The sequence below is a fragment of the Daejeonella sp. genome, assembly GCF_036405355.1.
GTDB lineage: Bacteria > Bacteroidota > Bacteroidia > Sphingobacteriales > Sphingobacteriaceae > Daejeonella.
Genome location: NZ_DASWXT010000139.1, coordinates 1 through 26,009 on the forward strand (window position 1 = coordinate 1; position 26,009 = coordinate 26,009).

At 41.0% G+C, this 26,009-nt stretch carries 23 protein-coding genes; 16 read left to right on the plus strand and 7 right to left on the minus strand.

Annotated elements, in window-relative coordinates; translation table 11 throughout:
- The first annotated feature begins 548 nt into the window (after nt 1-548).
- A complete protein-coding gene (locus VGE44_RS17245; protein ID WP_331081486.1) occupies nt 549-1,301 on the plus strand; it encodes a hypothetical protein in 753 nt (250 codons plus the stop codon).
- A gap of 51 nt (nt 1,302-1,352) precedes the next feature.
- On the opposite strand, the gene cfa is transcribed toward VGE44_RS17245, so the two are convergent.
- Nucleotides 1,353-2,471 carry a cyclopropane fatty acyl phospholipid synthase gene (gene cfa / locus VGE44_RS17250; protein WP_331081488.1) on the minus strand — a complete coding sequence of 373 codons (1,119 nt, stop codon included), beginning with the start codon at nt 2,469-2,471 and terminating at the stop codon, nt 1,353-1,355.
- Nucleotides 2,472-3,089: 618 nt separating this feature from the next.
- Between cfa and VGE44_RS17255 the strand changes: the two genes are divergently transcribed.
- Nucleotides 3,090-3,419, plus strand: coding sequence for a helix-turn-helix transcriptional regulator (locus VGE44_RS17255; protein WP_331081489.1), 330 nt, complete (start codon nt 3,090-3,092; stop codon nt 3,417-3,419).
- A gap of 11 nt (nt 3,420-3,430) precedes the next feature.
- A complete protein-coding gene (locus VGE44_RS17260; protein WP_331081491.1) occupies nt 3,431-4,732 on the plus strand; it encodes a type II toxin-antitoxin system HipA family toxin in 1,302 nt (433 codons plus the stop codon).
- Between the two features lie 212 nt (nt 4,733-4,944).
- Here the strand turns inward: VGE44_RS17260 and VGE44_RS17265 are convergent, their stop codons facing one another.
- Nucleotides 4,945-6,369 (minus strand): MATE family efflux transporter, encoded by a 1,425-nt coding sequence (locus tag VGE44_RS17265; protein WP_331081493.1) that lies wholly within the window; start codon nt 6,367-6,369, stop codon nt 4,945-4,947.
- 328 nt (nt 6,370-6,697) lie between these two features.
- Here VGE44_RS17265 and mdh point away from each other — a divergent pair, with 328 nt between their 5' ends.
- From mdh to VGE44_RS17285, 4 genes are read left to right on the plus strand one after another with little or no spacing between them, the layout of a single operon-like run.
- Nucleotides 6,698-7,636: a malate dehydrogenase gene (gene mdh, locus VGE44_RS17270; RefSeq protein ID WP_305365761.1), complete on the plus strand. Its 939-nt coding sequence runs from the start codon at nt 6,698-6,700 to the stop codon at nt 7,634-7,636.
- 7 nt (nt 7,637-7,643) lie between these two features.
- Entirely contained in the window at nt 7,644-8,072 is a 429-nt protein-coding gene (locus tag VGE44_RS17275) for a retropepsin-like aspartic protease (RefSeq protein WP_331081497.1), read from the plus strand.
- Nucleotides 8,073-8,125: 53 nt separating this feature from the next.
- Nucleotides 8,126-9,037, plus strand: coding sequence for a hypothetical protein (locus VGE44_RS17280; protein WP_331081499.1), 912 nt, complete (start codon nt 8,126-8,128; stop codon nt 9,035-9,037).
- 9 nt (nt 9,038-9,046) lie between these two features.
- A complete protein-coding gene (locus tag VGE44_RS17285; RefSeq protein WP_331081501.1) occupies nt 9,047-9,928 on the plus strand; it encodes a hypothetical protein in 882 nt (293 codons plus the stop codon).
- A gap of 37 nt (nt 9,929-9,965) precedes the next feature.
- On the opposite strand, the gene gyrB is transcribed toward VGE44_RS17285, so the two are convergent.
- Nucleotides 9,966-11,924, minus strand: coding sequence for a DNA topoisomerase (ATP-hydrolyzing) subunit B (gyrB, locus tag VGE44_RS17290; RefSeq protein ID WP_331081503.1), 1,959 nt, complete (start codon nt 11,922-11,924; stop codon nt 9,966-9,968).
- 162 nt (nt 11,925-12,086) lie between these two features.
- Between gyrB and VGE44_RS17295 the strand changes: the two genes are divergently transcribed.
- The 3 genes from VGE44_RS17295 (at nt 12,087) to VGE44_RS17305 (ending at nt 14,097) form a co-directional block, all read left to right on the plus strand.
- A complete protein-coding gene (locus VGE44_RS17295; protein ID WP_331081505.1) occupies nt 12,087-12,680 on the plus strand; it encodes an OmpH family outer membrane protein in 594 nt (197 codons plus the stop codon).
- Between the two features lie 106 nt (nt 12,681-12,786).
- Nucleotides 12,787-13,269, plus strand: a complete 483-nt coding sequence (locus VGE44_RS17300; RefSeq protein ID WP_331081507.1) for a nucleoside deaminase — start codon at nt 12,787-12,789, stop codon at nt 13,267-13,269.
- Nucleotides 13,270-14,097, plus strand: coding sequence for a metallophosphoesterase (locus VGE44_RS17305; RefSeq protein ID WP_331081510.1), 828 nt, complete (start codon nt 13,270-13,272; stop codon nt 14,095-14,097). It abuts the gene before it with no gap.
- 211 nt (nt 14,098-14,308) lie between these two features.
- On the opposite strand, the gene VGE44_RS17310 is transcribed toward VGE44_RS17305, so the two are convergent.
- A complete protein-coding gene (locus tag VGE44_RS17310) occupies nt 14,309-14,704 on the minus strand; it encodes an RNA-binding S4 domain-containing protein (RefSeq protein ID WP_331081512.1) in 396 nt (131 codons plus the stop codon).
- Between the two features lie 79 nt (nt 14,705-14,783).
- On the opposite strand from VGE44_RS17310, the gene VGE44_RS17315 reads away from it, so the two are divergent.
- The 6 genes from VGE44_RS17315 (at nt 14,784) to miaA (ending at nt 20,589) form a co-directional block, all read left to right on the plus strand.
- Complete coding sequence (locus VGE44_RS17315) at nt 14,784-15,602, plus strand: 2,3,4,5-tetrahydropyridine-2,6-dicarboxylate N-succinyltransferase (RefSeq protein WP_331081514.1); 819 nt, start codon at nt 14,784-14,786, stop codon at nt 15,600-15,602.
- Between the two features lie 75 nt (nt 15,603-15,677).
- Nucleotides 15,678-16,796, plus strand: coding sequence for a glycosyltransferase family 1 protein (locus VGE44_RS17320; RefSeq protein WP_331081516.1), 1,119 nt, complete (start codon nt 15,678-15,680; stop codon nt 16,794-16,796).
- Entirely contained in the window at nt 16,790-17,356 is a 567-nt protein-coding gene (locus tag VGE44_RS17325) for an L-threonylcarbamoyladenylate synthase (RefSeq protein WP_331081518.1), read from the plus strand. The genes VGE44_RS17320 and VGE44_RS17325 overlap by 7 nt, the downstream gene beginning before the upstream one ends.
- Nucleotides 17,357-17,495: 139 nt before the next feature.
- Nucleotides 17,496-18,908 (plus strand): CCA tRNA nucleotidyltransferase, encoded by a 1,413-nt coding sequence (locus VGE44_RS17330; protein ID WP_331081521.1) that lies wholly within the window; start codon nt 17,496-17,498, stop codon nt 18,906-18,908.
- Nucleotides 18,909-18,982: 74 nt separating this feature from the next.
- The gene (locus VGE44_RS17335) at nt 18,983-19,630 is read left to right on the plus strand and encodes an IS1096 element passenger TnpR family protein (protein ID WP_331081523.1); all 648 of its coding nucleotides are present in this window, start codon (nt 18,983-18,985) and stop codon (nt 19,628-19,630) included.
- A gap of 29 nt (nt 19,631-19,659) precedes the next feature.
- A complete protein-coding gene (gene miaA / locus VGE44_RS17340) occupies nt 19,660-20,589 on the plus strand; it encodes a tRNA (adenosine(37)-N6)-dimethylallyltransferase MiaA (RefSeq protein WP_331081525.1) in 930 nt (309 codons plus the stop codon).
- Here the strand turns inward: miaA and VGE44_RS17345 are convergent.
- The 3 genes from VGE44_RS17345 to rpoC form a co-directional block, all read right to left on the minus strand.
- Nucleotides 20,534-21,232, minus strand: coding sequence for a potassium channel family protein (locus VGE44_RS17345; protein WP_331081527.1), 699 nt, complete (start codon nt 21,230-21,232; stop codon nt 20,534-20,536). The two genes, miaA and VGE44_RS17345, sit on opposite strands and share 56 nt — an antisense overlap.
- The gene (locus VGE44_RS17350) at nt 21,233-21,547 is read right to left on the minus strand and encodes a DUF3467 domain-containing protein (RefSeq protein ID WP_331081528.1); all 315 of its coding nucleotides are present in this window, start codon (nt 21,545-21,547) and stop codon (nt 21,233-21,235) included.
- 116 nt (nt 21,548-21,663) lie between these two features.
- Entirely contained in the window at nt 21,664-25,950 is a 4,287-nt protein-coding gene (gene rpoC / locus VGE44_RS17355; protein WP_331081530.1) for a DNA-directed RNA polymerase subunit beta', read from the minus strand.
- Nucleotides 25,951-26,009 lie beyond the last annotated feature (59 nt).

Sequence of the window (26,009 nt, forward strand, 5' to 3'; positions counted from 1 at the left end):
GTTTTATCGAGAATAGGAGGCTGGAAAGGTTATACCTCACAGCGAAAACCCGGAATGACAACCATGTTCAGAGGCTTGACCAAATTCTATGATATTTATAATGGCTGGAACCTACAAAAAGATGTGGGTACACGATAGCTCTATAGCCGGGAGGGCCAATTTCTTTTGTAGGCCAAAAGAAACAAAAGCCTTATTCAATGCCTAGGTGCCTCTGGCCACAAGGCCCCTTCACATTCATAAAACATTCTCGCTGGTCTTGCGGCTTGTGCAATATGAATGCATTCCAGATATGATCCGCAATCCCTATGCTCGGTAATGCTTTTTAAAAGAAAGGGAAACTGTTTTATGAATTTGCTGGCACTGAGGATTGAATCGCCCTTCGGAAGCTTTTATTGGTTATGATTGTTAGCTGGAACAGTGCATGTGGTCACACTTATTCATTAATCAAACACCTCTGATAATGGCAAAGCATTTACCTGTATCTGTCTCGAAAATTAAATCAAGGCATATTATTTGCTTCAAGCTGAACCAATGTAAATCCAATCAGAATGAATACGACCCGATCTATTAGCATCATTGCATTAATACTAATACTAAACAGCTGTGCTTCCCTATACATGCCCAACGTTCCAAATACCCCGATGCTAAGTGCAAAGGATGAAGTACATGCCTCCGGCCATCTGACTTTAAAAGGAAACTTTTCTTTCAACTCAGCCTACGCATTTTCGGACCATTGGGGGGTACTTTTGAATGCTTCTGTAACCAATCAGGAAAGGGCAAGAAAGGAATTTAAACAAAATCTGCTGGAAAGTGGCATTGGCTATTTCACAAAAATCGGGGCCGAGCAAAACCGGATCCTGGAAATTTATGCCGGACTTGGTACTGGAAATTCAGAACGTATTTACCTGACAAACACCAGCAGTGGACTAATTGCCGATGAGACACAGGAGATTAATTTTGGCAAGAAATTCCTGCAGGTCAACTACAGCACGAAGAAAAAGAAAACCCTCAATTTATTCGGAGCAAGGTTCCCCTTAAACTATGGCACCGCATTACGCATCAGCCATATCCGCTCGAACAAATTTCAAATCAACGGACTGAAACAATTACCAGAGGATAATATTTTCTTTGAGCCTGTATTTTTTACCAGAATGGCTGTCAGCAAAAACCTGCAGCTTCAATACAGCAGCGGCAGTAATTTTGGTTTAAAAAACCGGAAATACCTGCAGGCGGGGAATGGGGTATTGAGTATTGGATTGGTTTGGAATATGGGTGGGAATAATGTGGAGAGGGTGGATTGAGCTTGTTTTATAGCCTGTGTGTATTCTTTTTCCCTGCATGGGATTAGATCCTTATCTCACTGCTTGATAAACATTAAAATTTTGTCGTTTAGTTAATACAATATGCCATAGCTGATTATAGCGTGCGCGGAAAGTCGCCGCACTTGCACAGAGGTAATAGCGCCACATGCGATAAAAGGTTTCGTCATAGTCTGCCTTAATGCTACCCCAACTTTCTTCAAATTTTTTGAGCCAGGCCATTAGTGTGGAGTCATAATAAAGACCGAAATTATGCCAGTCTTCCAAAACAAAAAGTCCCTGCCAGGATTTGGACAACTGACTCGCCGATGGAATAACCCCATTGGGGAAAATATATTTATCTATCCATGGGTCGGTAGTTTTGGCATCATGACCACCTCCTATCGTATGAATCAGGAACAACCCATCATCCTTAAGGCATCTGGATGCAACTTCCATATACTCCCTGTAATTACGGTAGCCCACTGCCTCCAACATCGCGATGGATACCACCCTATCAAATTTTTCATTTACATCACGGTAATCCTGTAATCTGATCTCAACAGGAAGACCTTCATTTAATTCACGGGCAAGAATAGCCTGCTGTTCAGATATGGTTATTGCTGTAACTGAAACACCGTAATTTTCAGCTGCATATTTAGCAAAACCACCCCAGCCGCAACCTATCTCTAACACCTTCATGCCTTTTTCCAGTTTCAACTTTCGGCAAATCAAATCAAGCTTGGCCTTTTGTGCTTCCTCAAGATTGTTCGCCTTTTCCCAATAGCCGCATGAGTACATCATCCGTGAATCAAGCATTTTTTCAAAAAGCCCATTACCTATATCATAATGTTTAAAAGCAACCTGCTTCGCCCGACCCTTGCTTTGCAGGTTTTTTAATTTTGCTGCCGCCGCTAAAAAAAGAAAACCATAGTTAAAGATTGGTAATTTTTTATGCAGGCGATGGTGAAATACTTTGAAAAAAAATTGATCCAGAGCTTCACAATCCCACCATCCATCCATATACGACTCACCAAAAGCCAAACTACCCCCACCGACAACCCGCTCATAAAAATTGGAATTATGCACTTGTATATCCCAGGGTTTATCGCCGTTAACTGTAATATCTATACCAGCAAATGCATCCCGAAAAATTTGTTCAAGTGATCTCATGAATTAATCCTTTTTGAGGTCAAAAATATAAATTTCATCAGCATTTTAAATTAAAACATATGAATCAGCTTAAGAAATTCGATTGCTTAAGAGGGTTAAATATTTCTGACTCCCGGATTTGACTAATAAACAAATAAGTATTCTTTGCACAGATCAAACATCGGAACTGATGCAAGGGAATTCAAAATTCTGACCCAATTTGGCGCGATTTGGCCCCGTTTGGCTCATCTCTAAGTACCAGACTTCCGGGGATTTAAAGCAGAATAATAGGAGAAAAATGTACACTTTGTTCGACGAGTCTTCGACTGTTGTTCGACTACGCTTCGACAAAAGGACCTCCCGGTCGAAGAACTGTCGAAGCCGTGTCGAAGAACTGTCGAACACTTCCCGAACACTTCTGCAACACTTCCTGAACACTTCTCGAACACTTCCTGAATCGAATTCAGGATGACAGACTCATTATCACTTAACTTTAAAAGAGCCTAATTGAATTATAAATCATTCATTATTATTAAAATTAGCAATTATTGAATTATATTCCATTCAATATTTTTTATTGCAAATTAAATAATTATATTTGCATGAATTATCATACATTAAATAGATAATTGAATATTTATGACTGAAATATCATACACAAATTATAATTCAATGAGCGATAAGGCTTTGGCCGGGCAGATCGCTGCATTTGTAAAGCACCATCGCCTGGAGCAGAATAAATCGCAGGAGCAATTGGCTACTGCTGCAGGAATCAGTCGCTCGACCTTGAGCCTGCTGGAACGGGGAGAAACCGTTACCATCGCAACCCTGATCCAGGTTTTGAGGGTTTTGGATTTATTGCATATCATGGATGTGTTTACCGTTCAGCAGAGTATTAGTCCGCTGGCACTTGCAAAAATGGAACGGAACAAGCGTAAACGTGCAGGTGGAAGAAAACTGAATCCTTAATCTGTAGTGCAATGAATGTAGCGGAAGTAAAAATTTGGAATGAATTAGTCGGGGCTGTTGCCTGGGATGAAAAAAACGGGCTGGCGAGTTTTGAATATGAGCCTAAATTTAAAAAACTGGGCTGGGAACTTGCTCCACTAAAAATGCCGCTTAATTCAGGCAGGAGTGTGATTAGCTTTCCTGAATTGCGCCGGAATAAAAACACTGAACACGATACCTTCAAAGGGCTGCCCGGCTTGCTGGCCGATGTATTGCCTGATAAATATGGAAATCAGCTAATTAACCTTTGGCTCGCACAGCAAGGACGGCCTCAGGACAGTATGAATCCTGTCGAAATGCTTTGCTTTATAGGCAGCAGAGGTATGGGCGCTCTGGAATTTGAACCAACAAGCCTGAAAGAGAACGTCAGAACCTTTTCAATTGAAATTAATAATCTGGTAGATATTGCCCAGAAAATGCTATACAGCAGGGAGTCCTTCGCGACAAATCTGCAGAAAGATGAAGAAAAAGCGGTCCTTGAGATCTTAAAAATTGGCACTTCTGCCGGTGGTGCCCGCCCCAAAGCGGTTATTGCCTATAATGAAAAAACGGGAGAGGTAAAATCAGGACAAACGCGGGCTCCACAGGGATTTGAACATTGGCTGATCAAACTGGATGGGGTGAGTGATGTGCAATTGGGAGCAACAAAAGGCTACGGCCGCGTGGAAATGGCTTATTATAATATGGCCATTGCCTGCGGCATTGACATGATGCCCTCTATGCTTTTGGAAGAAAACGAGCGGGCACATTTCATGACCAAACGATTTGACCGGGAAGGCGGAGAAACAAAACATCATATTCAAACTTTTTGTGCGCTGAAACATTTTGATTTCAACCTGGTCAGCAGCTTTAGCTACGAACAGTTATTTCAAACCATGCGCGAGTTGAAACTGGATTATCAGGCTATGGAGCAATTATTCAGAAGAATGGTATTCAATGTGCTCGCCCGGAATTGTGATGATCATACGAAGAACTTTGCTTTCAGGCTAAAAAAGGAAGGCAAGTGGGAACTGGCTCCGGCCTATGATATTTGCCATGCCTACCGTCCCGGAAGCGATTGGGTGAGTCAGCATGCCCTGAGTATCAATAATAAACGGAAGGATATTTCAAAAGAAGACCTTCTCATTATTGGTGAATCGATCAAATGCAAAAAGTCTGCTTATATTATTGCAGAAATAAGTGATACTGTAGGTCGATGGAGGGAGTTTGCAAAAGAGGTGGAAGTGAATAAGACATTGGCAGATGCGATTGGGGGAACCTTGCTACGTTTTTAGTTATCTGTTGTCGGTTATCTGTTGCCGGGGATTGAAGAATCACACTAATCAAAAAAATCACAGTTCAGACTGGAATGACTCGCTAATTGTCTGAACTGTGATTTATATGATTGAAATGATTAGAATGAGAATCTCCCTTTTTAATTTTCAACTCTCCACCAGATAACTAACAGGTCTCAACTGTCAATTATCAACTGTCAATTATCAATTATTTAAACCTTAATCCTCTTCCACTTCCCCCTCTTAAACAACACATACCCAGCAATGGTGATCACGATTTCTGTGACCGGGATAGCAATAAAAACGCCCTGAGGTCCCATTTGAAAAAACTTAGCCAGCAGGTAAGCCAGCGGGATCTGGAAAAACCAGAATCCGAAAAGATTAATCCAGGTTGGGGTCCAGGTATCTCCTGCCCCATTAAAGGCATTTATTAGAACCATACCCACACCATAGAACACATAACCGGCACCGATAATTCGCAAAGCCTGCACCGCAACATCCTGCACACCAGGATCATTGGTAAAAAAAGACACCATAATCCTCGCCCCGGGTATCGATACAACAGATATGAAGATCATGAAGACCACATTATATTTGGCTGTTTTGAAGACCGAAAGCTCGGCACGCTCGATCTGTTTGGCCCCAAGGTTCTGTCCGACGAGTGTTGATGCTGCATTACTCAGTCCCCAGGCCGGAAGCATAAAGAACATGAACAAGCGCAAAGCGGTCTGATAACCGGCTGAACCCTCATCCCCGCCAGTGGTTGCCACCAATTGAGCCAGGAAAATCCAGCTGCAGGATGCAATTACAAACTGCAGAACTCCCGGACCAGATATCTTCAAAAGGGCGACAATCTGTTCCCATTGTGGCTTCAGATAGGCTAGTTTCATTTTCAGGTATCCGCTGCCATCAAACAGATAGTAAAGCTGGTAGCAAACTCCCAGACCACGTCCCAAAGTGGTCGCCATAGCCGCCCCGGTGAGTCCAAAAGCCGGTACCGGACCGAATCCATTGATAAAAATCGGACATAAAATAATATTGGCCAGATTAGCCAGCCAGAGACTTTTCATTGCAATTGCTGCATTTCCGGCCCCTCTAAAAATACCATTGATCAGAAACAAAAGCATAATGAAAATACTGCTGCCCATCATGATCCGGGTAAAGGCAGTCCCATGAGCTGCCGATTCTGCAGAGGCTCCCATCAGCATCAGGATATCAGTGGCATAGATAAATCCGGGGATACTGATTATGGTATTGATCAATATCGCGATCAGAATTGCCTGCATCCCTGCTTTGGAGGCTGCTTTCGGATCTTTTTCTCCGATACGTCTCGCGACCACAGCGGTTGCAGCCATACTGATACCGATCGCAATTGAATAAATGATGGTTAGTACCGATTCGGTCAGGCCAACAGTCTGGATCGCATAGCTGCTATTCTCGAGGTGACCCACAAAATAGAGATCAACCAGAGCAAAGACAGATTCCATGATCATTTCGAGCACCATTGGAATGGCTAGCAAAAGAACTGATAATCGAATGCTTCCCTGGGTATAATCGCGCTCTTCTCCTTTGAGCGATTGTTTTATAATAGATAATATAGCCGGAATATTACCGGAATTTTGTACGGTTTCAGACATGATAAAAGATTGATGATTAAAATAAGATATAAGCAGATAAAATCTGCATAATGATTTTTTGTGGAAGGGGAACCCTAGCGTATACGGAGGGTGGCTACTACTATCATCTTTTTGGCGTTGAAATTGAGAAACAAATATATTATAATTTTCAAATTAGAAACAAAAAACTTACATAACAATCGCTAATAATTTCATAAAAAAGATTGAATTATCTATCTTCGGCTTGTCATTTCAAATATGCTTACAAAGGCGCTTTTGAATACAAAAAAGGCAGATTTTAATTAAAATCTCAAACAGGTCTGATCTCAAATTAAAAACAAATCATAAAATGAAAATTACAGTTGTAGGAGCCGGTGCAGTAGGTGCAACCTGTGCTGATAACATCGCCAGAAAGGAATTAGCAGAAGAACTTATTTTATTAGACATCAGAGAGGGTTTTGCCGAAGGTAAAGCGATCGATATGATGCAGACTTCAGCCCTTTTGGGTTTTGATACAAAGATTAAAGGTGTAACCAATGATTATGCTGCTACTGCTGGATCTGAAGTGGTTGTAATTACTTCAGGATTGCCACGTAAACCAGGAATGACCCGTGAGGAGCTGATTGGTACCAATGCAAACATTGTAAAAAGTGTTACAGAAAACATCCTGAAACATTCTCCGAATACGATCATCATCGTGGTTTCTAACCCTATGGACACCATGAATTACCTTACACTTCAAACTTCAGGTCTTCCAAAGAATAAAATTCTGGGAATGGGTGGAGCATTGGATTCTGCAAGGTTCAAATATTACCTGAGTGTTGAACTGGGTTGTTCTCCTGCAGATCTGAACGCAGTGGTTATCGGCGGACACGGTGATACTACGATGATTCCATTGATCAATCATGCTACCTGGAACAGCATTCCGGTTACTCAGTTATTAACTAAAGAGCAGCAGGAAAGAGTAGTTTCTTCAACTATGGTTGGTGGCGCTACTTTAACAAAACTGATCGGCACTTCTGCATGGTACGCTCCGGGTGCAGGTACAGCAGCAATGGTCGAAAGTATTGTACGTGATGAGAAAAAATTAATCTCTTGTGGTGTTGCCCTTGATGGTGAATACGGACAGAAAGATATCTCTCTTGTTGTTCCGGTTATTATTGGTAAAAACGGATGGGAAAAAATTCTTGACTTCAAACTTTCTGATGCTGAGCAGGCTGAATTTAACAAGAGTGCAGATGCAGTACGGAATATGAATCAGGTTCTAAGAGATTCTAACCTTATCTAAACGCTTAATGAGCGAAACAAGAGTTCCTTTAGAACTTGTAAATTTACACAACGACGGCTTCCACCTATTGGTGGAAGTTGTTGTTTTCGGGCAATCCTTTAATGTGGTGCTCGATACCGGAGCTTCGAAAACAGTTTTTGATAAAACCGTGATCGAAAAGCATATGAAAGATGCTGAATTAATGAGTTCAGAGCTTTTATCTACCGGTTTGGGGACGAACAGCATGGAAAGCCATACAATCATGCTACCTGTTTTGAAGATCGGGAAATTTAAATTAAAGAATTTCGAGGCAGCCGTGCTCGACCTAAGCACGATAAGCCATGCTTATTCAAGCCTGAACCTTCCCCCTGTAATTGGAGTATTGGGCGGGGATATTCTTATGCGTTACAAGGCAATTATCAATTACAAAAAACTACACTTAAAACTTTTTCGTTAAAAGACTGTATTAAAACCAGTTAAAAATCATTAACTTGATTTAAAATAGCTGGTATGAAATGCTTCCTGCTCATTTTCTTATCAATCCTTGCACAGGACATCCTGGCTCAAAACATTAGCGGGAAATGGTTTGGCAAAATCACCCAGGGTCCCGGCGGCTACAGTGAACTCTATGACCTCGAATTAGATCTCAGTCAGAGAAAAAATATATGGGGCGATTCCTACGCCTTTAAAGATAATTCGGTCCGGATACGCATAGGCTTATCTGGCAAATTCGATCGGGACAGCATCAGACTTTATGAGAGTATCGAATGGATACGGGAAGATTTCGTCCCATGGGATTGGGTTGCCTGCGTAAAAAAATTCGATCTTGCCTATCGCAGTGATGGTGCTTATGAATATCTCGAGGGAACATGGAACGGGATCAGCAAGGATGATCCAAACGAAGCTTGCATCCCAGGTAAAGTTATCCTATCCCGAACCATTGAAGGTCTCAATAAATTTCTTGAACAACGTAAAGACTCAGTAATCAATACTATTGCTCATAATCCCGAAACGGCAGCTCCTGTTTTAGTAGATTTCAACTCGAATTTTCTCGAAACTGAACCTAAAAAAGTAACGGAAATCGACGTTTACAATGCTGATCTGCAGATTCAGTTATTGGACTACATGAAACCGGATAATGATACGGTATCGGTTTACCTTAACCGGGAGATTCTGGCAAAAAACGTTCAGATCTCAAAAAGGCCGGCCCTCATCAAATTCAGGATTGATAAGCGGATTGTGCTTCATGAATTGCTTTTATATGCGGAGAATCTTGGACTAATACCTCCAAACACCTCAGAACTTATTTTAATTGACGGCGAAACCAAACACAGGGTGATGATCGTATCTGATAAACAAAAAACTGCAGCGATTTATTTAAGATATAAACCGGCAGAAAATAAAAGAAAGACGAGTAAATAAGGATTGCTTATGAAATACCTGCTCATACTTTTCACAATATTTGCTTCAATCTCAGGTTTTGCCCAGGATTTTAAAGGGGTATGGCTTGGCTATATGGACACCGATCTTCAGCATATAAGAACCCTGAATGTGAATTATATTTTGCATGTGAAGGAGCAGGACAATAATATAGTCAACGGGAAGGCCTACATCTACCGTGATAATCCACTCAGGGCCGAAGGTATTCTGGACTTTATCGGCGTGATCAATAAAGGTAGCCTGAGGATAAATGAACTAAAGATATTGCACTCCAAAATACCAAGTGACACTGCCCGGTTTCTATGTATCAAAGACCTTAAACTTAACCTGAGCAAGGAGGAAGGTATTGATAACCTGACCGGTACCTTCACCGGCGCTGGTGAAAATTCATTACCCTGCTATCCCGGAAATGTGTATCTGCAACGCTTTACGGATGCAAACAAGCAGAATATACCTCAAAACTACCTGACCAGTATTTTGCTGGATGCCAGGGATCCAAATGTATTTCTCCAAACCAAACTAGCCCGGCCGATTGTAATTGAGATTACTGAAAATGTAGTCAGGCTGGAACTAAAGGATTATTTGCGGGAGGATGGAGATATTATATCTGTCTATCATAACCGAAGGCCATTTATCAGAAATCAGCTGATTGTGAATAAGCCTACAAACCATACACTTCGCTTAAACAGAAACCAGGAACTGCATGAAATTATTCTCTATGCCGAAAATCTGGGTAAGATCCCTCCTAACACTTCCAATCTGAGAATTTATGATGGAGTTAAGGAACATCAGGTTTTGATCAGATCGACCAAGGAAGTTAGTGCTGTGGTCTATTTACGATATGCCCCTGAACCAAAAAGCCCTCCACAATAAGTGAAGGGCTTTTTTATCTTCTTAATCCAGAATTGAATTAAATATCAATACGTGCGTATTTGGCATTTTTCTCAATAAACTCACGTCGTGGTGCAACTTCGTCGCCCATCAGCATTGAGAATATATGATCACATTCTGCTGCATTTTCAATCGTAACTTTTCTCAGGGTACGGGTTTCAGGATTTAGAGTGGTATCCCATAATTGTTCTGCATTCATCTCTCCCAAACCTTTGTAGCGCTGAATGTTGACGCTCTCTTCTTTTCCTGCACCTTTCAATGCCTGTACTGCTGCATCACGCTGATCATCATTCCATGCATATTGAAACTCTTTACCCTTTTTTACAAGGTAAAGTGGCGGCGCTGCGATATAGATATATCCAAATTCAATCAGAGCCTTCATATAACGGAAGAAGAAGGTCAGAATCAGTGTAGTAATGTGGGAACCATCCACGTCAGCATCCGTCATGATGATAATCCTGTGGTAACGAAGTTTCTCCATATTCAATGCCTTGGCGTCTTCGGCTGTACCAATACTAACTCCCATGGCCGTGAACATATTCTTGATCTCGTCGTTCTCATAGATCTTATGCTCCATTGCCTTCTCTACGTTAAGGATCTTACCCTTTAATGGAAGAATAGCCTGAAAATTCCGATCCCTGCCCTGCTTGGCTGTTCCACCCGCAGAGTCTCCCTCCACCAGGTATAATTCGCAAGCTGCAGGATCATTATTTGCACAATCGGCGAGTTTTCCCGGCAAACCGGAACCACCCATAACCGTTTTACGCTGAACCATTTCGCGGGCTTTGCGGGCAGCTGCTCTCGCTGTTGCTGCCAGAATCACCTTATTGACTATCATTTTAGCCTCACGCGGGTTTTCTTCAAGGTAATTACCAAGAATTTCACCAACAGCAATGTCCACAGCCCCCATCACCTCATTATTTCCTAATTTGGTTTTGGTTTGCCCCTCAAACTGAGGTTCCTGAACTTTCACTGAAATTACCGCTGTTAATCCCTCACGGAAATCATCACCGGTAATTTCAATTTTCATATTCTTCAGCATGCCTGATTTCTCGGCATAGGCTTTCAGCGTACGGGTCAAACCACGACGGAATCCGGCTACGTGAGTGCCTCCTTCATGGGTGTTGATGTTGTTTACATAAGAATGGACATTCTCGGTATAGGTATCATTGTACTGGAGTGCCAGTTCTACTGGAATTCCCTGTTTAATTCCCTCTACATAAATAGGCTCAGGAATTATAGAAGTACGCATTCCGTCAAGGTATTTGACAAACTCTTTCAAACCACCTTCAGAATAGAATTCTTCTTTCAGGAAAGTGCCATCATCGGTAGTTTCACGCTCATCAACAAGCGATAAACGGATACCTTTATTCAGATAAGCCAGTTCTCTCAAACGGGCTGCAAGGGTATCAAATTTGTATTCAGTGGTTAAGGTAAAGATCTCTGGATCGGGCTGAAAATTAACAATCGTACCGGTCCTGTCGCTTTCACCTATAACTTTAACATCGAACAGGGGCTTTCCACACTCATATTCCTGTGTAAATATTTTACCATCACGATGAACTACAACTTTTAATGGCTTTGAAAGTGCGTTCACGCAACTTACACCAACACCGTGCAAACCACCGGAGACTTTATAAGTGTCCTTATCAAATTTACCTCCGGCATGAAGAACAGTCATAACTACTTCTAGCGCCGACTTCTTTTCTTTGGTATGCATGGCGGTAGGAATTCCACGGCCATTATCTTCAACTGTAATAGAATTCCCCTTGTGTATAGTTACATTTATATCAGTACAGTAACCTGCGAGAGCCTCATCAATTGAATTATCTACAACTTCATAAACCAGATGATGGAGACCTTTAAACCCTGTATCACCGATGTACATGGACGGGCGTTTTCTAACCGCTTCCAATCCTTCTAATACCTGTATATTATCCGCTGAATAATTTGATTTGTCTTCTGTTTCTTCGCTCATATATGATTATTACAACAAAGATCAAAAATAACCATTTTAGCTGGATTTTGCTACATTGTGGATAAATTAACGAGGCTTTTCTTTAGCCCGTTTGCTTCCTAAATTAAATGGTTGAGAAAATGATACGAAAGTTTATATTTGCTTAAATTTTTATTAAAAATTATGAAGAAATTAATAACAAGCATCAGTAAAATAGCAGTTATTTTAACACTATCGGCGATAGTAGTATCCTGTAATAAAGAACAAACTAAAAGTACTGGAAATACTGCCTCAAGCTCAGCAGCTGCTGCAGAAGGCATCGTATATGTCAATTCAGATTCCCTATTAAGTAATTATGACTATTACAAAGCGGTTAGAGATAAATTTCAGGAAAAATCAAAGAAAGCACAAGCAGATCTTACTGCAAAAGGAACTGCTTTTCAGCGTGAAGTTGCTGCCTATCAGCAAGGTGCAGCCAATTTAAGTGCTGAACAAAGGGCTACAACTGAAGAGCGTCTGGCAAGAAAGCAGCAGGAACTTGCTACCTATAATCAAAATGCAGGTAATGCTCTGGCAAACGAAGAAGCCGCTGAAAATGACAAATTATACAATAAAGTATCTGATTATCTGAAAGGATATGCTAAGTCAAAAGGCTATAAAATTGTACTTACTTATTCAAAATCAAACCCGGCAGTATTATATGCAGACGAGAGTCTGGATGTAACCAAGGCTGTTGTTGATGGTTTGAATGCAGATTATAAAAAAGAAAAAAAATAAGGATAGTTTAAAAGCTTCTTTTTCTTAAAAACCCCGGTCAATCGCCGGGGTTTTTATTTTTCAGAATAATTTGAAGATGAAAGGATTTTGAGGATATTGAACGAGTATGTCAGCGACCGAACTACACAATAAATTCATGCGTATAGCCATCAGGCTTTCTGAACAAAACGTTAGCAAAGCACTGGGTGGTCCCTTCGGTGCTGTGATTGTTAAGGACAATAAAATAATTGCCAGAAGTGCAAACAAAGTAACTCTCACAAATGACCCGACTGCCCATGCAGAAGTCTCTGCTATTAGACTGGCCTGCCGGAAGTTAAAGACCTTCGATCTGAGCGGCTGTGTGATTTATACAAGCTGCGAACCCTGTCCGATGTGTCTCAGTGCAATCTATTGGGCACAAATTGACTCTATTTATTACGCAAATACAAAGAAAGATGCCGCAAGCATCGGATTTAATGACTCTTTCATTTATGATGAGATAGCAATGAGCAAAGAGAAGCGAAAAGTAGCAATGCATCAGATAATGCACAGGGAAGCAAAATCAGCATTCGAACTCTGGGAGCATTCTGCAATGAAAACAAACTATTGAATGAAGAAAATCAGTAGAAGGAAATTTATCTGGGGCGGTATCGGACTTATTACGAGTGTGACCGCGATTGATGCCTTTTGGTATGAAAAGGCATTTATCGAACTTAATGAATATTATTTGGGGAATGCAAGTCCGGAAGGCAGCAACCTGAAAGTCCTTCAAATCTCTGACCTTCACCTCCGCAGGATCCAGCCTAAACACATTGAACTTGCTGCTCTTGTCAACCGTATAAAACCTGAACTAATTCTTTTTACCGGGGATGTGATCGACCGGAATAAAAGTTTAAAAAGCCTGGACAAATACCTGGCTCTGTTTGATCCGGCTATTCAAAAAACCGCAATCCTGGGGAATTGGGAATGCTGGAAGGTTCATCCGCTCGAACTTCTTGAAGTTTATAAAAAACATAATTGCGAATTAATTGTCAACCATTCCTTCCTTTATACATTCGGGAATACTACAATTTCAGTTTCGGGGATGGATGACCTGATCGCGGGGCAAGCAAATTTCAATATGGCAATGGAGTTTTATCAAAAATCAGATTATCATGTAGTGATGACTCATTGTCCGCAGCACCGGGACATCATTAAAACTCAGATGAAAGATGTCCCGATAGATCTAATGCTTTCGGGGCATACCCATGGCGGACAACTTAAACTGTTTGGATTTGCCCCTTTCCGGCCATATGGCAGTGGCAGATATGTTAGCGGATGGTACCGTGACGAATTACCACACTTGTACGTTTCGAGAGGCATTGGCACAAGCGGAGTCCCAATCAGGCTCGGATCAAGGGCAGAGGTGACGGTGTTTAATTTTGAGAGAAGGGTCTGAGGATTGTGATTATTTGGTTATCTGTTATAACCGTCATCCCGACGCAGGAGGGATCTCAAACCTATTAGAATGAAAACCCTAAATTAATTATGATCTGTTTTTGGACTTAAAATCAGTCTTATGAAGGTCGCCTTTTATATCAGCAGATCCCTCCTGCGTCGGGATGACGTTCAAAAAGGCGAAATCTCAATTGTCAACTGTCAATTGTCAACTAATTATCGAACCATCCCTCCTGCAAATCATCAATCTCCCGCCTGTCCTTTTTGGTTGGCCGGCCGGTGCCTCTGTCCCTGCTGAGGTTAGCGGTATGAAACATTGATTTATAGGCTTGAGTATCTTCAACTGGGGTCAGGTCTTTGTAAAAATTAACGGCGGTTTTAGCATCTACCCTTCTGTCCAGGAGTGCGACAACTTCAATAATCTTCTTATCACTACCCTTCTGCACAGTATAAACCTCTCCTACTTTTACAATATGGGAGGCTTTCAGATTATTTCCGTCGAGCTTTATTCTTCCTGCCTTACATGCTTCTGTTGAAATACTCCGGGTTTTAAAGGCGCGGATAGCCCATAAATATTTGTCGATGCGTAATTTTTCAGATCCCTGCATCCTTCAAAATTACGTAAGAATTGACGAAAGGATGGAAAATTTGGCAGAAAAATCCTTTAATTTGCTTTAAATTAAAAGTATGATTACCGAATATAAAAAACTAATAGAAAGTGCATGGGAGGATCGTACTCTCATCAATTTCAAAGAATACAGAATTGCGATTGAAAGTGTGATTCAGCATCTGGATAAAGGTGAAATCAGGGTTGCCGAACAAATCGGTGATCGCTGGCATGTTAACGACTGGGTTAAAAAGGCAGTGATTCTTTATTTCCCGATCCGTGAGATGAAAGAGATCGAAGTGGGACCATTTGTATTCCACGATAAGATGAAATTAAAAACAGATTACAAAGAAACCGGGGTCCGGGTTGTTCCGCATGCTATTGCACGTTATGGTGCGCACCTTGCAAAAGGGGTAATCTTAATGCCATCTTATGTAAATATCGGGGCTTATGTTGATGAAGGCACCATGGTTGATACCTGGGCAACAGTTGGTTCGTGTGCTCAGATTGGAAAGCATGTTCACCTGAGTGGTGGCGTTGGAATTGGTGGTGTTCTGGAGCCTGTACAGGCCTCTCCGGTAATCATTGAGGACAATTGCTTCATTGGTTCCAGAGCGATTGTTGTAGAAGGTGTACACGTTCAAAAGGAAGCTGTTTTAGGAGCAAATGTTGTTCTTACTGCTTCAACCAAAATCATTGATGTTGCGGGTGATGAACCAGTCGAATACAAAGGTTTTGTTCCTTCCCGTTCAGTAGTTATTCCGGGTTCTTATACCAAGAAATTCCCTGCGGGTGAATATCAGGTACCCTGTGCACTAATCATTGGTCAGCGTAAGGAATCAACAGATAAAAAAACATCTCTTAATGATGCCCTGAGAGAGAATAATGTAGCGGTATAAACCCTGCATTCAAGCTTTTTTAAATTAAAAAAAGGATGATTTATACTCATCCTTTTTTAGTTTTAATTCAATAAGATGAAGATAGGCTTTGATGGTAAACGTATAACCCAAAACTTCACCGGCTTAGGCAATTACAGCAGGTATGTGCTTAAAGTTTTGGCAGAATACTATCCGGATAACCAGTATCAGGTCTTTGCTTCTAAAGCTTCACTGGCAGCTGAGGGACTCGGAAAATTTAGTTCCATAGAATTTAAATATCCGGAAAAACACTTTTCCAATAGCTATTGGAGAAGTTTCGGTATTGTTAAAAATCTTAAAATTGAAGAAATAAATCTTTATCATGGTTTAAGTAATGAGATCCCATTCGGATTGAGAAAGCAGGGAATTCCCTCGGTAGTGAGCATTCATGATCTTATTTATTACCGGTTTCCACAGTACTATCCCTGGTTTGACAGAAAGATCTATGAATATAAAATGCGCTATGCTTCCGATCATGCCGATAAGATCATAGCAATCAGTGAAAGAACAAAATCTGACCTGATTAATCTCTTTAATGTTGATCAGAACAGGATTGAAGTGATCTATCAGAACTGCGATCCTATATTCCGGAATAAAATTACCGATTCAGAAAAACAAAGGATACGATCTCTCTACTATTTACCTGAGAACTACCTCCTGAATGTAGGTACCATTGAAAGCAGGAAAAATGCTTTACTGACTGTTCAGGCGATCAGGGAACTTGATACAAATATTCAACTGATTATCATTGGGAAAGATACCCCTTATGCTGTGAAGGTGAGGGATTATGTCAATAAACATGGCCTCAATAATCGGGTTCGTTTTTTAAAAAACGTGTCATTTAATGACCTTCCTGGAATCTATCAGATGGCTGACCTGTTCCTGTTCCCATCAGAATATGAAGGGTTTGGAATACCGGTGGTAGAAGCTTTAAGCTCAGGAATACCTGTCGTTGCTGCAAAAGGCTCCTGTCTGGAAGAGGCGGGTGGAGCAGGAAGTATTTATATTAGTCCGAAGGATAGTTCGGCACTTGCAGATCAGATTAAGAAGATCTTAAATGATCCAGGAATAAGACAAAACATGATCAAAACCGGACTGGAACATCTGGAACAGTTCTCAGACCATAAAATTGCCGGGCAGTTAAACAACTTATATCAAAACATCATTAAATGCTAAAAGACGAAGTAAATAAAGCTTTTGAAGTTTTAAAAAATGGGGGATTAATCCTCTATCCTACCGATACGATCTGGGGAATTGGCTGTGATGCTACAAATCCTGAAGCTGTTGAAAAGGTTTATAAACTAAAAGGCCGTGCAGAAGAAAAAAGTCTGATTGTCCTGCTCGACAGCGACAATAAACTTCAGAGTTATATCAAAGATGTTCCTGAAGTCGCATATGACCTGATTGAATATGCTGAGAATCCGCTGACCATCGTTTACTCAGGGGCCAAAAATCTCGCACCTAACGCCATTGCAAAAGATGGCAGCATTGGTATCCGGATAGTGAAACACGAGTTCTGTCAGCAATTATTGCAGCGCTTCAGAAAACCGGTAATATCAACTTCGGCTAACCTGAGCGGCAACCCTTCTCCGGCGACTTTTGATGACATTGATGAGGCAATACTGCAAGGTGTAGATTATGTGGTTAACTGGGAACAGGAAGACAGGAAAGAAAAAAAGCCATCAACTATTATGAAGCTTGAACCGGGTGGCCTCTTTTCATTCATTCGAAAATAATTCAACAAGAATACTATAATTGAACCCCGAATCTTCTTCATTTTTTGAAAATTGCAATAATATGCTGTCCTTTGCGGATAGATTATTACCTGCTCAGATCGTCTCCATTTTCAATTTGTATGCTCCGGTCTGAATCAATATGAAAAAACACCTCCAACATCCGATATTTAAGAAGCTTAGTGAACTGGCAGATGCTACAGGCACTGAAATCTATGTAATTGGGGGCTATGTAAGGGATATTTTCCTGAACCGGCCATCAAAAGACATTGATATTGTGGTCATCGGCAATGGTATCAAATTCGCCGAAGCCGCAGGAAAACTATTGGAAACCAAAGTTTCAGTGTTCAAGAATTTTGGCACTGCCATGCTCCGTTATGGAGATCTGGAAATCGAATTTGTAGGAGCCAGGAAAGAATCCTATCGCCTCGAATCCCGAAAACCAATTGTCGAGAATGGCACACTTGAAGATGATCAGAAACGACGCGACTTCAGCATTAATGCGATGGCTTTGGGCTTAAATACCGCAAACTTTGGTACTTTATTAGACCCATTTGATGGTGTTAAAGATCTGGAAAATAAGCTGATTCGCACACCCCTGAATCCGGTTGAGACCTTTTCAGACGATCCTTTAAGGATGATGAGAGCAATACGCTTCGCTACTCAGCTTGATTTTACTATTAGTGAAGATGCTATTGAAGCTATCAGAAAGAACTCAGAACGAATAAAGATAGTATCTGCCGAGCGGATTACGGATGAGTTAAACCGGATTATTCTGGCGAAGAAGCCATCCATTGGTTTTATTTATTTATTCGATACGGGCTTACTGAAACATATTTTTCCACAAATGGCTGATCTTCAAGGTGTTGAAGTCATTGCAGGAAAAGGACATAAAGATAATTTCTACCATACCCTGCAGGTTTTAGATAACCTTGCCGAAAATACCGAAGATCTCTGGCTGAGATGGGCAGCGATTCTGCATGATATTGCCAAGCCTGCTACCAAACGCTTTGAGCCAGGCCACGGCTGGACATTTCACGGGCACGAGGACAGAGGTGCCCGAATGGTTCCAAAAATTTTCGCCCAGCTTAAATTACCACTAAATGAAAAGATGAAACTGGTACAAAAATTAGTACAACTTCATCTCCGTCCAATTGTACTGGCACAGGATGTGGTTACTGATTCAGCCGTAAGACGCTTGCTATTTGAAGCGGGAGAAGAAATTGATGGGCTTATGCTACTCTGCAATGCTGACGTTACGACCAAAAATGAATACAAAATAAAAAAATATCGAAGCAACTTCGATCTGGTAAAACAGAAACTTAAAGATGTTGAACAAAGCGACCAGCTCAGAAACTGGCAGCCTCCGGTAAGTGGTGAAGATATTATGCAGGCTTTCAATATAAGTGCTGGCAGGGATGTAGGAATCATTAAAACACAGATCCGCGAAGCAATTCTGGAGGGTGAAATTAAGAACTCAAAGGAAGAAGCCTATGAATATATGCTGGAGAAAGGCAAGGCATTAGGACTTAACCCTGTTAAATTAAAACCATAATTTTCTTAAATAGCTGAATAAAAATCTTTAAGCACATAATCAAATAGTATTTTTGTAAATAATAAAACAAGAACATGGCAATATATAGATTCAGGGTTTCTTTTGAGGATTATGATGATATCGAACGCGATATTGACATTAAATCAAATCAAACATTTGAAGACCTTCACCGGGCTATCCACCAATCGACAGGATATCAGGTTGAGGCCTCTTCCTCCTTTTATGTAAGCAACGATCAGTGGATAAAGAATGAAGAAATTGCCTTTTTACCTAACCAGAGGAAGGTAAATAATGGGGTAGCCTTAATGGGTAATTCAAAACTCAGCAGTTTTATTGATGACCCGCATCAAAAATTCTATTATACCTATAATTTCGACAGGCCCTTCGACTTTCATGTTGAACTGGTTAAAATAATTCTGAGTGATGAGCCGGGAAAAACATATCCATGTGTTGCCCGTAGCATTGGCGAAGCTCCCAAAATTACAGGCAGTGGAATCATTCCTACTGCAGCAGCAACAGAGGTATCTGAAGAGTTTGATTTCCTGAATGAACTTGATTTCCAGCCTGAAGACACTGAAGATCTGGAGCAAATGAGTGATATGGGAATCAATACCGGCGAAGAAGCTGCAGAGGAGGAAGAAGAGGAAAAAGATGAGTTTATGGATGAATTCTCTGATAATGAAGGTTATGATGCTGATGATCTTCAAAAGGATGAATATTAATCAGTAATCAGCCTTAAACCGGAAGCTGTATGAGCAAAACACTGATCGTTATTGCAGGTCCGACAGCAGCAGGAAAAACCGCACTGGCTATCCAGATAGCGAAACATTTCAAGACTGAGATCATATCAGCCGACTCCAGGCAGTTCTACCGGGAAATGAGTATTGGTACCGCCAAACCTTCAAAAGAAGAATTGGCGGCTGTCAGACATCATTTAATCGATAGCCATTCAATAAAAGACTTCTTTAGCGTCGGTGATTTCGAAAAGAAGGTGATCAATCTTCTAAAAGAGCTATTCAAATCCCATGATCAGGTAATCCTCGTGGGTGGCTCCGGATTATTCATCAATGCAGTATGCAATGGCTTTGACGAATTGCCTGTAGCATCAGAAGAAACCAGATCCAGGTTAAATCAGCTTCTTGATGAGAAGGGCATTGAACATCTGCAGGAGAAATTAAAAAAAGCTGATCCTGCGTATTATGCAGAAGTCGATATCCACAATCCGCAACGCTTAATACGCGCGCTTGAAGTCTTCGAAACCTCAGGAAAACCATTTTCTTCTTTTCGCACCAACATCCCAAAAAAGAGAAATTTCAATATCATTAAACTGGCGATTAGTCCGAACCGGGGGAAATTATACGAACAAATCAACCTCAGGGTTGATCAGATGCTTGAAAATGGATTACTTAAGGAAGTGGAGGGACTTAAGGAATACAGGCATCTAAACGCTCTGAATACCGTTGGATATTCAGAAGTTTTCGAATATTTCGATGGAAAACTGTCAGAAGAAGAAGCAATCGATAAGATTAAACAAAATACCCGAAGGTTTGCAAAAAGGCAGATTACCTGGTTCAAAAAATCAGAAGATATCAAGTGGTTTGATCCACAGGAGTCTGGTTCTATTTTTAACTATCTTGATGATGTGATATCCTCTCTCCGGAACGGGGACCAAAAAAATTAAAGAACAGGAACAGAAAAGCCATCGTACTCAGGGTCTGAATCATCACCAGGATCTTTCCCTGTTCATTAGCAGGATGAAAATCCCCATAACCTATCGTAACACCGGTTATAAAACTGAAATAGAGAGCATCAACCCAACTTTGAACCGGCTGATTCAGGTAATTACCGGCAGCATAGATAACCCCAAAAGATGCAATTACTTCAATAAAATTAAAGAATAGCAAAATGATTGAGCGATTAACCATTTTATCATGGTCATGCTCGGGGAGGAATATCTTGTGGAAAATGTGTAAAAAGGTCTCGACAAGCAGATAGATATTTAAAATGTAAAGTCCCAAATGATTCCACAGGCTGAAATAAAGCATAATGAAAGGCACCAGTGTTTTGAAGATCACATAAAATTCGCCAACGAGTTTTCTTTTGTATAGCGTCGAGTTTTTGGTCAGGTAATCAATATAAATACCCGGAAAGAAAATCTTTGAACCTACCAGAAACAACCTGAGTATTCGTTCTATACCAAAATCAGCATAATGAGTACTATCCCATACATTTTGGATCTTCGTAAAATGGTGAGTATGTGCAGGAGATTTTGAATTCCCTGAATTCTGATTACCAAAAACGAGCTTATTTAAACGATTTCTCACTTAGGCCTGTGCTGTTGGACCACCAAAGTTCAATGGGAATCCGGGTTGCTCTGTATTGATCTTTATTCTGCCGTGCTGGGCTTCAAATTTTTCAATATTTTCTTCAAGAGCAATCATAAAACGCTTGGCATGTTCAGGGGTTAATACGATTCTGGATTTGACCCTTGCTTTTGGAACACCAGGCATTACCCTGATAAAATCAAGCACAAATTCTGAGTTTGAATGGGTTATAACAGCCAGATTGGAGTAAATACCTTCTGCAACTTCTTCAGAAAGTTCGATATTTAACTGATTTTCTACGTTTTGCTCTTCCATAACTCAAAGTTATAAATTATACATTCAATTTTTATCAATAAAAAAAGTCCTCTCGGTTGAGAGGACTTTTTTTTTCAATATCCGGCTTTTGCCTTTTAGCTTTATGCTTTCAGCTTTTAAGCTTCTGCTTCTTCCAATTTCGAAGCCATCAATTTATCGTATTCTTCCTGAGAACCAACAATGATACGCTCGTACTGTCTCAATCCTGTTCCTGAAGGAATCAGGTGACCTACGATTACGTTTTCTTTCAGACCCAGCAGGTTATCACGTTTACCACTGATAGCAGCCTCGTTTAACACCTTAGTAGTTTCCTGGAAGGAAGCTGCAGAGATGAATGACTTGGTACCTAATGATGCACGGGTAATACCCTGAAGCATTTGACTTGAAGTTGCTGCGATTGCATCGCGGGTTTCAACAAGTTTCAGGTCTTTACGCTTCAATACTGAATTCTCATCTCTCAATTTACGTACAGAAATGATCTGACCAGCTTTCAGGTTTGGAGAATCTCCAGGCTCAGTAACTACTTTCTTATCATAGATTTCATCATTCTCCAGTTGGAAATCCCAACGATCAACAAGTTCTTTTTCAAGGAAACGGGTATCACCGGCATCCTCAATCATCACTTTCTGCATCATTTGGTGAACGATGGTTTCAAAGTGCTTATCATTGATCTTCACACCCTGTAAACGGTAAACTTCCTGTATACCGTTTACCAGATATTCCTGAACTGCGGCAGGGCCTTTAATTGCAAGAATATCAGCAGGTGAAATAGAACCGTCAGACAATGGCATACCGGCTTTTACAAAGTCATTATCCTGTACAAGGATGTGTTTTGACAATGGAACAAGGTATTTCTTAATCTGTCCGTCTTTTGATTCAATAGACATCTCACGATTACCACGTTTAACACCACCTAAGGTTACAACACCATCGATCTCAGTAACAACTGCAGGATTTGATGGATTACGTGCCTCAAATAACTCGGTTACCCTTGGTAAACCACCTGTAATATCCCTTGTTTTTCCTGTAGAGCGTGGAATCTTTGCAATAATTTGTCCGATTTTAACTTTTTCGTTCTCTTCAACTGCAATGTGTGCTCCTACCGGAATGTTATAACCTTTCAGACCATTACCTTTCTTATCCGCAACACGTATAACCGGATTCTTGGTCTTATCACGGGTATCAATAATAACTTTTTCTCTGTGACCGGTTTGCTCATCAGATTCTTCACGGAAGGTAACACCTTCGATGATCGCCTCAAATTCAGCTTTACCTTCAAATTCAGAGATAATAACCGCATTATATGGATCCCAGCTACAAATCTTGTCGCCTTTAGATATTTTAGCACCATCCTTCACATACAAAAATGCTCCGTAAGGGATGTTGTTTGACATGATCATTTTCTTGGTTCCCGGCTCAACGATCCGGAACTCACCTGAACGGCCCAATACAACTTCAAGAGTTCCTTCAGGAGTATCATGGCTTACAGTTCTCACGTTTTCGAACTCAATTACACCGTCAAATTTCGCATTGATCTGAGATTCAGCAGCAATGTTAGATGCTGTACCACCCACGTGGAAAGTACGAAGCGTTAACTGTGTTCCAGGCTCACCGATTGATTGTGCAGCAATTACACCTACAGCCTCACCCATTTGCACACGTTTACCGGTTGCAAGGTTACGTCCGTAACATAATGCGCAAACACCACGCTTGCTTTCGCAGGTCAGTACCGAACGAATTTCAATTCCTTCGAGTGGTGAACTTTCAATTTTAACTGCTACATCCTCTTCAATATCCTCACCTGCAGAAACTAATAGCTCTCCTGTTAACGGATCATAAACATCATGCAAGCTGGTTCTACCTAAGATTCTGTCGTATAATGGTTCAACAATATCCTCGTTATCTTTCAGAGCAGTTGTATAAATACCTCTCAAAGTACCGCAATCAGTTTCACCAACGATCATATCCTGAGCCACATCATGCAAACGACGGGTTAAGTAACCCGCATCGGCAGTCTTCAATGCTGTATCGGCCAAACCTTTACGTGCACCGTGGGTAGAAATGAAGTACTCCAATACCGACAATCCTTCTTTAAAGTTGGATAAGATTGGGTTTTCTATGATCTCACCTCCTGAACCTGATTTCTGAGGCTTAGCCATCAGACCACGCATACCGCAAAGCTGACGAATCTGCTCTTTGGAACCACGGGCACCAGAATCAAGCATCATGTACACCGAGTTAAAGCCCTGATTATCGCTTGAAAGCTGATTCATCACATTAGCCGTTAAACGGTTGTTGATACGGGTCCAGATATCGATAATTTGGTTATAACGCTCGTTATTGGTAATGAATCCCATGTTATAGTTGTTCATTACTTCCTCAACCTCTTTACTTGCCTGGTCAATTAAATGAGCCTTTTCAGCAGGGATATTCAAATCCTGAAGGTTGAACGAAAGTCCTCCCTGGAATGCCATCTGGAAACCTAGTTCCTTGATATCATCGAGGAACTGTGCCGCCCGGGCCATACCGGTTGCTTTAACTACATCACCAATAATGTCACGAAGTGACTTTTTGGTCAGCAATTCATTAATATATCCTACTTCAACAGGCACTCTCTGGTTAAATAACACACGGCCAACAGTAGTATCGATTAGTTTATTAACAATAGAACCATCTTTCTCTTTCACATTGGCTTTAACCTTAATGAAAGCATGAAGATCAATTTTACGCTCATTATAAGCTATAATTACTTCTTCAGGTGAATAGAATATCTGATCCTGTCCTAATACAACACGTCCTTCGTCAGTTCTGCGGCCTTTAGTAATATAATAAAGACCCAAAACCATATCCTGCGAAGGTACGGTGATAGGAGTACCGTTGGCAGGGTTCAGAATGTTGTGTGAAGCAAGCATCAGCATCTGGGCTTCCAGAATTGCAGCATTACCCAAAGGTAAATGCACAGCCATCTGGTCACCGTCAAAATCCGCGTTGAATGCAGTACATACCAATGGGTGTAACTGAATTGCCTTTCCCTCAACCAGTTTTGGCTGGAAAGACTGGATACCCAAACGGTGCAATGTAGGAGCACGGTTTAATAATACCGGGTGACCTTTCAATACATTCTCAAGGATATCCCAAACGATAGGATCTTTTTTGTCTACGATCTTCTTTGCAGATTTAACCGTCTTAACCACTCCTCTTTCGATCATCTTACGAATGATAAATGGTTTGAAGAGCTCAGCTGCCATATCTTTTGGCAAACCACACTCATGAAGTTTCAGGTTTGGTCCGACAACAATTACTGAACGTGCTGAATAATCCACACGTTTACCCAATAAGTTTTGACGGAAACGTCCCTGCTTACCTTTAAGAATATCTGATAAAGATTTTAACGCACGGTTACCTTCAGTTTTTACCGCATTTACTTTACGTGAGTTGTCAAATAATGAATCAACTGACTCCTGAAGCATGCGCTTCTCATTACGTAAAATTACCTCCGGAGCTTTGATCTCGATCAAACGCTTCAAACGGTTGTTACGGATAATTACACGACGATAAAGATCATTCAGATCGGAAGTCGCGAAACGGCCACCCTCGAGTGGAACAAGAGGCCTCAACTCTGGTGGAATAACCGGAACGATCTTAACGATCATCCACTCAGGATTATTCTCAATACGGGTATTTGCACCACGGAAAGCTTCAACAACCTGCAGGCGTTTTAAGGCCTCAGTTTTACGTTGCTGTGAAGTTTCAGTTGCTGCCTGATGACGAAGGTCATAAGACTGCTGATCAAGGTCTAAACGGCCTAAAAGATCCTGAAGAGCCTCAGCACCCATCTTAGCGATAAATTTCTCCGGGTCTTTATCATCCAGGTATTGATTTTCTTTTGGAAGTGAATCCAGTATATCCAGATACTCTTCTTCTGTCAGGAAATCCATTTTCTGGATACCATCTGCTTCTTTAATACCAGCCTGTATTACTACATAGCGCTCATAATAAATGATCAGATCAAGCTTTTTGGTTGGTAACCCCAAAAGGTAACCAATTTTGTTTGGTAATGAACGGAAGTACCAGATGTGTGCAACAGGAACCACAAGATTGATGTGTCCCATACGCTCACGGCGCACTTTCTTTTCAGTTACCTCAACCCCGCAACGGTCGCAGACAATACCTTTGTAACGGATACGCTTGTATTTACCGCAATGGCATTCGTAATCCTTCACAGGACCAAAAATACGCTCGCAGAATAAGCCATCACGCTCTGGTTTGTAAGTCCGGTAGTTGATAGTTTCCGGTTTTAACACCTCACCGCTTGAACGCTCCAGAATAGATTCAGGAGAAGCAAGACTAATGGTTATCGAGGTGAAATTACTTTTGATTTTATTATCTTTCTTGTAAGACATAGCTTTTTTTTAGTTGTAAGTCTTAAGTTGTAAGTTGTAAGTAAATCGGTCGAAACTTA

Bases quoted from the DNA above. Each gene is read 5' to 3' on its own strand.
- VGE44_RS17245 (WP_331081486.1), top strand. From the start codon at position 549: ATGAATACGACCCGATCTATTAGCATCATTGCATTAATACTAATACTA.
- cfa (WP_331081488.1), bottom strand. From the start codon at position 2,471: ATGAGATCACTTGAACAAATTTTTCGGGATGCATTTGCTGGTATAGAT.
- VGE44_RS17255 (WP_331081489.1), top strand. From the start codon at position 3,090: ATGACTGAAATATCATACACAAATTATAATTCAATGAGCGATAAGGCT.
- VGE44_RS17260 (WP_331081491.1), top strand. From the start codon at position 3,431: ATGAATGTAGCGGAAGTAAAAATTTGGAATGAATTAGTCGGGGCTGTT.
- VGE44_RS17265 (WP_331081493.1), bottom strand. From the start codon at position 6,369: ATGTCTGAAACCGTACAAAATTCCGGTAATATTCCGGCTATATTATCT.
- mdh (WP_305365761.1), top strand. From the start codon at position 6,698: ATGAAAATTACAGTTGTAGGAGCCGGTGCAGTAGGTGCAACCTGTGCT.
- VGE44_RS17275 (WP_331081497.1), top strand. From the start codon at position 7,644: ATGAGCGAAACAAGAGTTCCTTTAGAACTTGTAAATTTACACAACGAC.
- VGE44_RS17280 (WP_331081499.1), top strand. From the start codon at position 8,126: ATGAAATGCTTCCTGCTCATTTTCTTATCAATCCTTGCACAGGACATC.
- VGE44_RS17285 (WP_331081501.1), top strand. From the start codon at position 9,047: ATGAAATACCTGCTCATACTTTTCACAATATTTGCTTCAATCTCAGGT.
- gyrB (WP_331081503.1), bottom strand. From the start codon at position 11,924: ATGAGCGAAGAAACAGAAGACAAATCAAATTATTCAGCGGATAATATA.
- VGE44_RS17295 (WP_331081505.1), top strand. From the start codon at position 12,087: ATGAAGAAATTAATAACAAGCATCAGTAAAATAGCAGTTATTTTAACA.
- VGE44_RS17300 (WP_331081507.1), top strand. From the start codon at position 12,787: ATGTCAGCGACCGAACTACACAATAAATTCATGCGTATAGCCATCAGG.
- VGE44_RS17305 (WP_331081510.1), top strand. From the start codon at position 13,270: ATGAAGAAAATCAGTAGAAGGAAATTTATCTGGGGCGGTATCGGACTT.
- VGE44_RS17310 (WP_331081512.1), bottom strand. From the start codon at position 14,704: ATGCAGGGATCTGAAAAATTACGCATCGACAAATATTTATGGGCTATC.
- VGE44_RS17315 (WP_331081514.1), top strand. From the start codon at position 14,784: ATGATTACCGAATATAAAAAACTAATAGAAAGTGCATGGGAGGATCGT.
- VGE44_RS17320 (WP_331081516.1), top strand. From the start codon at position 15,678: ATGAAGATAGGCTTTGATGGTAAACGTATAACCCAAAACTTCACCGGC.
- VGE44_RS17325 (WP_331081518.1), top strand. From the start codon at position 16,790: ATGCTAAAAGACGAAGTAAATAAAGCTTTTGAAGTTTTAAAAAATGGG.
- VGE44_RS17330 (WP_331081521.1), top strand. From the start codon at position 17,496: ATGAAAAAACACCTCCAACATCCGATATTTAAGAAGCTTAGTGAACTG.
- VGE44_RS17335 (WP_331081523.1), top strand. From the start codon at position 18,983: ATGGCAATATATAGATTCAGGGTTTCTTTTGAGGATTATGATGATATC.
- miaA (WP_331081525.1), top strand. From the start codon at position 19,660: ATGAGCAAAACACTGATCGTTATTGCAGGTCCGACAGCAGCAGGAAAA.
- VGE44_RS17350 (WP_331081528.1), bottom strand. From the start codon at position 21,547: ATGGAAGAGCAAAACGTAGAAAATCAGTTAAATATCGAACTTTCTGAA.
- rpoC (WP_331081530.1), bottom strand. From the start codon at position 25,950: ATGTCTTACAAGAAAGATAATAAAATCAAAAGTAATTTCACCTCGATA.